Annotated in this window: 6 protein-coding genes; 2 read left to right on the plus strand and 4 right to left on the minus strand. The window is 43.2% G+C overall.

What is annotated here, in order from left to right; all coding sequences use genetic code 11:
- The 4 genes from MHN01_RS14175 to MHN01_RS14190 form a co-directional block, all read right to left on the minus strand.
- The coding region (locus tag MHN01_RS14175; RefSeq protein ID WP_239411934.1) for a methyl-accepting chemotaxis protein at nt 1-1,942 on the minus strand (1,942 nt) is incomplete at its 3' end.
- A gap of 257 nt (nt 1,943-2,199) precedes the next feature.
- Nucleotides 2,200-2,547, minus strand: a complete 348-nt coding sequence (locus MHN01_RS14180) for a DUF3802 family protein (protein ID WP_239411935.1) — start codon at nt 2,545-2,547, stop codon at nt 2,200-2,202.
- A 128-nt stretch (nt 2,548-2,675) separates the two neighbouring features.
- Nucleotides 2,676-3,674 carry a GGDEF domain-containing protein gene (locus tag MHN01_RS14185; RefSeq protein ID WP_239411936.1) on the minus strand — a complete coding sequence of 333 codons (999 nt, stop codon included), beginning with the start codon at nt 3,672-3,674 and terminating at the stop codon, nt 2,676-2,678.
- Entirely contained in the window at nt 3,671-4,591 is a 921-nt protein-coding gene (locus MHN01_RS14190; protein ID WP_239411937.1) for a response regulator, read from the minus strand. The genes MHN01_RS14185 and MHN01_RS14190 overlap by 4 nt, the downstream gene beginning before the upstream one ends.
- A 473-nt stretch (nt 4,592-5,064) precedes the next feature.
- Here MHN01_RS14190 and MHN01_RS14195 point away from each other — a divergent pair, with 473 nt between their 5' ends.
- Together MHN01_RS14195 and MHN01_RS14200 are read left to right on the plus strand one after the other, a co-directional pair.
- The gene (locus tag MHN01_RS14195) at nt 5,065-5,424 is read left to right on the plus strand and encodes a glutathione S-transferase N-terminal domain-containing protein (protein ID WP_239411938.1); all 360 of its coding nucleotides are present in this window, start codon (nt 5,065-5,067) and stop codon (nt 5,422-5,424) included.
- Nucleotides 5,425-5,607: 183 nt separating this feature from the next.
- Nucleotides 5,608-5,852, plus strand: a 245-nt coding sequence (locus tag MHN01_RS14200) for a DUF3334 family protein (RefSeq protein WP_239411939.1), incomplete at its 3' end; no start/stop codon positions are given.

Below are 5,852 nucleotides of genomic sequence, written 5' to 3' on the forward strand. Positions count from 1 at the left end.
TATTTGTCTGGGCCTGACTAGCAACATGCTCTACGCTTCGTCCGACCTCAACAGAAGCATTCTCCTGCTGCTGTGTTGCCGCAGCAATCGTAATCACCTTGTCGTTAATGGAAGCTATCATTTGCTGAATTTTATCAATCGCAACCTGAACGTCACTACTCAAATCAATCGACGAGGTCATCTCAGTTCGACTTACTGCCATCGCTTCATTGGCATCTTTTGCGGCCCTATGAAGCTCACTAATTGTTTTACGTATTGATTCTGTCTGCAGATTCGTCTCGCTAGCCAGCTTCCTGACTTCATCGGCAACGACAGCAAAACCACGCCCCTGCTCGCCTGCCCTGGCCGCCTCTATGGCTGCATTTAACGCCAGCAAGTTAGTATTATCTGCAATAGAGCTAATCAGCTCGACAACTTCAGTAATCTTGTTCACATGATTGCCAAGCTCTGCCATACGCTGTTCGTTAACTATAAACTGCTGATCCAATGAGCGAAGCCCAGATGTACTGCGTTCAATAATTTCGACACCTTGCAGAGCTAGCTTGTTTGCCTGTTCGGCTTCAGACTCTGATTCGGTAGTACTGACAACTATTTCTTTAATTGAGCTTTCCAGCTGAGAAATAGCTGTTGCTATATTGGTTAGTTCACTGCTTTGTTGCTTCAGTGCAACACGTGAATTTGATGCCGCTTGCTGGCTACACTCTGCTGCTATATTTAAGCAGTTGCTATTATCCACCAGCTTGCCGAGTATCTCACTATTATTAATATTTGACTGATTTAGCAACCCGCCCAGAATAGCAAACTCTTTGGGTGCATTTTGGGTCGCACGTGCAGTGAGATCGCCTTTACTGGTTGCATTGACCACATGATCAATCCGCTTAAGCGACGTCCTTACCGTACGGCTTATCCAACCGCTTGATGCAATAGCAAGTATCAAGCCCGCAATACTAATGGTAACAAACAGGGTTATCGCACTCTCACTGGCAGCCATTACCGCAGCCTCCCCTTCGCTGACCATTACGTTGGCACCATTTGTCAGGGTATCAAGCTCATTCATCACAGAGGCTATCACATCTTGAGTCAGTTCTACTTTCAGCAATTGAGCATCCATTAGCTGCAGTGTTTGCAGATGACGCTCGACAATTCCCTGCTTGGTGAATAAGTCCTCAACCATTTCCAGTGGCACAGTAACACTGGTAAAGTCGGCGATGGTGCTATCGATTCTATTAAGCTCACGCCAAGCGTACTGCATTCCCGAGAGGTTCGTCCTTTTCAGTTCCCGTGCAATTTTCTTGGCTTTTACAGGATCTTTTTCAATGAGTAACGCGATTAAGTTACTAGCCATTTCCAACGAGTGATTGACGAAATTGTTCACATGATTCAGGCCTTCGGAGTTATCGCTATAGAGCTCCATTCCCAAGCGGCTCATTTCAGCTCTTACGCCCGAGACGGCATAGCTCATCATTGCCTTATCACCTTCAACCTTGGCTCGATTAAGCAATATCTGCTGTTGAGAATCCTTCAGGTCTGACGACATTCCTTCTATCTGGTTCATTTCCTTCTTAAACCGAGCGACATCTCTAGTCAGCCAGTCTATTTTGTAGGTATCAGCTAGCACCTCCAGCGCGCTCATGGCAGAGAAAACAGACTGCTGATCAGTCTGAAGCTGCTGGTAAGCCGTTTCTAGTCCCTCAACTGAATCGCTGTTTGTTATCTCAGCTAACCGCTGCGCCGTTTGTAACGCCCCCTGAACAATAGCAGCATTGTTCATTGCAACCGGCAGTGCCTGCTTGCTTAATCGTTCAAACTCTTGTGAGACATTATTCAACCCCTTGTTGCCAACAAAGGACAAGAGCCCTCCCGTAGCGACAAGCAACAAAAACACTATCTGGATATAGGTAACGATCGAGAGCTTTGTCTTACCGAGCTTAGTCTGTTTCATTTTTAGAAGTCCCTGATAAACCTTGCGCCATTATTCCTAGCGAAGATTTCAGTTTTAATAAGCGCACATGGTGGTAACCAATTGTGGCGCTTCCATTTTTTAGCTCGGTAACTTACTCAGGGATTGTTACGGTAAGATTTCAATTTTTTGACTTATCAATAAAATCTTGAGGGCATTTAACGTGTTAGGTATCACACATACGAATCGCAGGCACAAAAAAGGCAGCTTGTGCTGCCTTCTTATGATGAAACTCTGTTTTAACCTTCTTGGAGGCTAATCGCACTATCAAACAAGTTTTTTACCAACCCAATATAATCCTCGAGGAATGCGATTTGTTCATTGGTCGGGCAACAACGCCAGGCACCTGCAAGTACTTCCGATAAATCTTCAACAACTCTATCTGCTTCCTGCATTAACTTAAAACGAAAATCAGCTTCAAGATCAGGGTTTTGTGAGAATACTGCCATGAGATTCGTTGCTATCATGTCTGTCACAACATCTTCTACCGTTTCGCTACAACTGTCTTTACTTGCATGCTCAAATAAAGACAGGTGCTCGGTAAAATATTCTATAAGCGCATGATAACCTTCAGACTCAACAACCATAATATTTCTTTGGATTAGTAATAATTTTCTCCAATTCTAAGAAGAATCAAAAAAATTACAACAGTGTCAACGGATGTTCTTGCTCTCGATCAAAGAGAATTCGCGACAAAACCGCAGTATATACTTTCTCAGCCACTAACAGCTCGTAAAGACTTTTCCTGTTCCTGGCATAGCTCCCTAGTATAGACAGTCGTTTGATTTCTACCGTTCTGCTTTGATTCATACAAAGCACTGTCTGATAGTTCCAGCCATTTTTCATAGCTTGGCATCCAGGGCGCCCATTCACAAACACCGAGGCTGATAGTCACACTGATATTTCGGACATCGACTGCGACGGATGCTTCCTCGACCCGGCTGCGCAAGCGTTCAGTAAAATACAGCCCTAACTCTGCGGACGTACCCGGTAAGATGACACCAAACTCCTCGCCACCATAACGTCCGGCAATATCGCTATGCCTTTTGGTCCGCCGTAGCAAGCTAGATACTTTACGAATAACACCATCCCCGGCAATATGCCCGAATGTATCATTCACCTTTTTGAAATGGTCTATATCAAACATAACCAGTGTCGACGGGATATTCGCCTTTCGGCATCGTTCGAACTCTTCAGCCAAGCACGCTTCCCAGTGGCCGCGATTATAAAGCTGGGTAAGCCTGTCCGTCATGCTTAGATGCGTTAGCTGTTCGTTTGATTCGCGAAGATGTGTTTTATTCTTGGCTATGTCCGAGACATCAGTAATCGTCAGGCAGATATGTGATAATTCACCACTAAGCGATTTTAGCGGCGTTAGGGTCATATTCTGGAACATCAATGAAGAACCGCCAGTGACCGGGCTAAAGTTGGAGAAGTTAAAAATGCTTGGCCTGTCTTCCCAGCAACTAAAGGAACGCATTCGCAATTTGAAGGTGGATGCTATTTTATTTTTTAGCCACTCCACCGGCAGATCATCGACAACGTCGAACAAATTCTTACCCATAATTTGTTCAGAGGTAATGCCGCTGTATGCCTGCATAAACGTATTCCACGCCCAGACGTTATATTCTTTATCAATGATCACTACACCAGCATCTATATTATCCATTACCTGCATGGTTAAGTGAAAATCAGCAAGTGCTACTTGATTCAATGTAGAGTTTCCATCATCTTCTTGATAACCTGCGTAGAGCTGTTATCCATCATAAATAAAACATCACATTCCAAGTCTAATGATTCAGCCTCATAGGTATACTCGACAGTGAAGAGCTCTGTTTTAATACTCTCACTATCACTCCATACCATATAATCTTCCAGCACAATAGGCTGACGCACCGAAAAAGGAATATTCATTTGTTCAGACAGCGCAACTAAGAACGAAGACACCATAAGGTTGGCAATATCAATAACAATTTCGCTCTTGTGCTCATCAACCTGGCTAAAACCCATACGGGCTCCAAACACATCAACATCCTTACCACGTAAGCAAACCAGCGCTTCTCCATGAATGCCTCCCCCTACAAAACGCTGTGCAATCGCAACTGATTCACTCTGTTGCTTGATATCATCAATCGCCATCTCCAGTTCCCCGGCACATAACCTGGCAACATTCGGCAACGGCATCTTAATGAACTCTCCGAAGTGATCAGAGATAATTGCAGCACCCCGGCCCAAAGCGACATTGGCCACTTCCTTAAACGTCTGAATATATTCATCACCACTACGATGAGGCAAAAACGGAGCCATTTCTTCTACTACATAGACATCGAACTTATTCAATATCGAGATAAGGTGCTCAGGGTCAAAAGGCTTAGGGAGGAAATGATACGCACCGAGTTCGATACACCTTTCCATTGCCTGCTGCTGAACATCAGCAGACAATATGATTATTTTAGTCTGGTGTTCACGGCTAGATAAAGCCTGCAACACCTCAAAGCCATCCATGACAGGCATTGTCAAATCAAGGAACATCACATCAATATCATGACGGGAAAGGCACTCGAGCCCTTCTTTTCCGTTCTCGGTAAAAAACAGCGTCAAATCTTCCTGCCCAGATAGCATCTTGGACATGGCTCTGTGCACTACCGGCGAATCATCACAGATAAGAATGTTCTGCTTCCTTACCACGTTGATTTTCTTCCTAAGTTTTCCATGGACTGTCTAATAATAATCAATATTCAATAGAATAATAATCGATGCGTATGAAATTTATTTAATAAGTGAGCTAGATCGTCTTTTTAGACCTTATAGATCATTTAGTACTTATTAATTAGACTTGTTTTTATGGGTACCCCGGTAAATATCACACTGATATTTTTAGCTTTTATCGTCTAACAAACATAATGAATAGTTAATAGTAACGATTAATTTGCATGAATTGTTCATGTAAACATATTTCACCTCTACATTATTCCATGCCAATAATATGGTTATGAAATGCTTTACATTCTTATCAATCATTCCTCTGTGATTTTCTAGTTATCAAATATCACTCGTTATAATACAATCCCCGTTAGAAATCATAACAACATGGATAGCCTTCTATGAAAGTCATTCGTTGGATATTAGGCCGGGTAATTTTGCTGCTTAATACCGTTTTTACTCCAAAGTCAATCAAGCGCTCAGAAGCCGAACAAAAAAAAATTAACGATGCTGTTGCTCAACTCCATCTCTACCAATTTGAAGCTTGTCCTTTCTGCGTTAAGGTAAGACGCCACGCAAAACGACTCAACCTTCCCCTGGCGACCAGAGACGCGAAACAAGCGCAATGGGAAGAAGAACTTGTTAATGGTGGAGGCCGAAGAAAAGTCCCTTGTCTGCGTATTGAAGGTGAGAATGGAGATGTCGAGTGGATGTACGAATCTAACGACATCATTAACTACCTAGAGAACCGCTTCGCCTGATACATCTGTCTGCCTAAGCTCATTAAGCCTGCTTTTTGAGCTTAGGTGTCGTTGATTAAGCATATTTTTGTTAGTCTCGCTATAAAACAGTGAGCCATATCAACCCGCTTTCTTTAAGGCTGTGCAATTAATAGCGTTTGATGACACACTGCCGATAAATGCAAGCTAGGTACCGAGTACACAATGAAAAAAACGAAAACCATCACTACAGACGACATCCTGCTAAAACTTTGTCAGTCAATTTCTAATGTTCTATCCACTGCTACAGATAGCCAGATCGGCTACTCTGCAATGGTACAAAAAATCAATAAAACTAGCCTTAAACCTGACATTGGCTGCTTTGTTCTTTTTGACGGCGGCTTTACAGGCCTGGTCGTTACCAACTTTTCTCAGCAAGCCGCGCTGGAGCTCTATCAGAACTACATAGA

Origin of the sequence: Photobacterium sp. OFAV2-7 (assembly GCF_022347985.1) — a bacterium.
In the GTDB taxonomy this organism is placed as follows: Bacteria; Pseudomonadota; Gammaproteobacteria; order Enterobacterales; family Vibrionaceae; genus Photobacterium.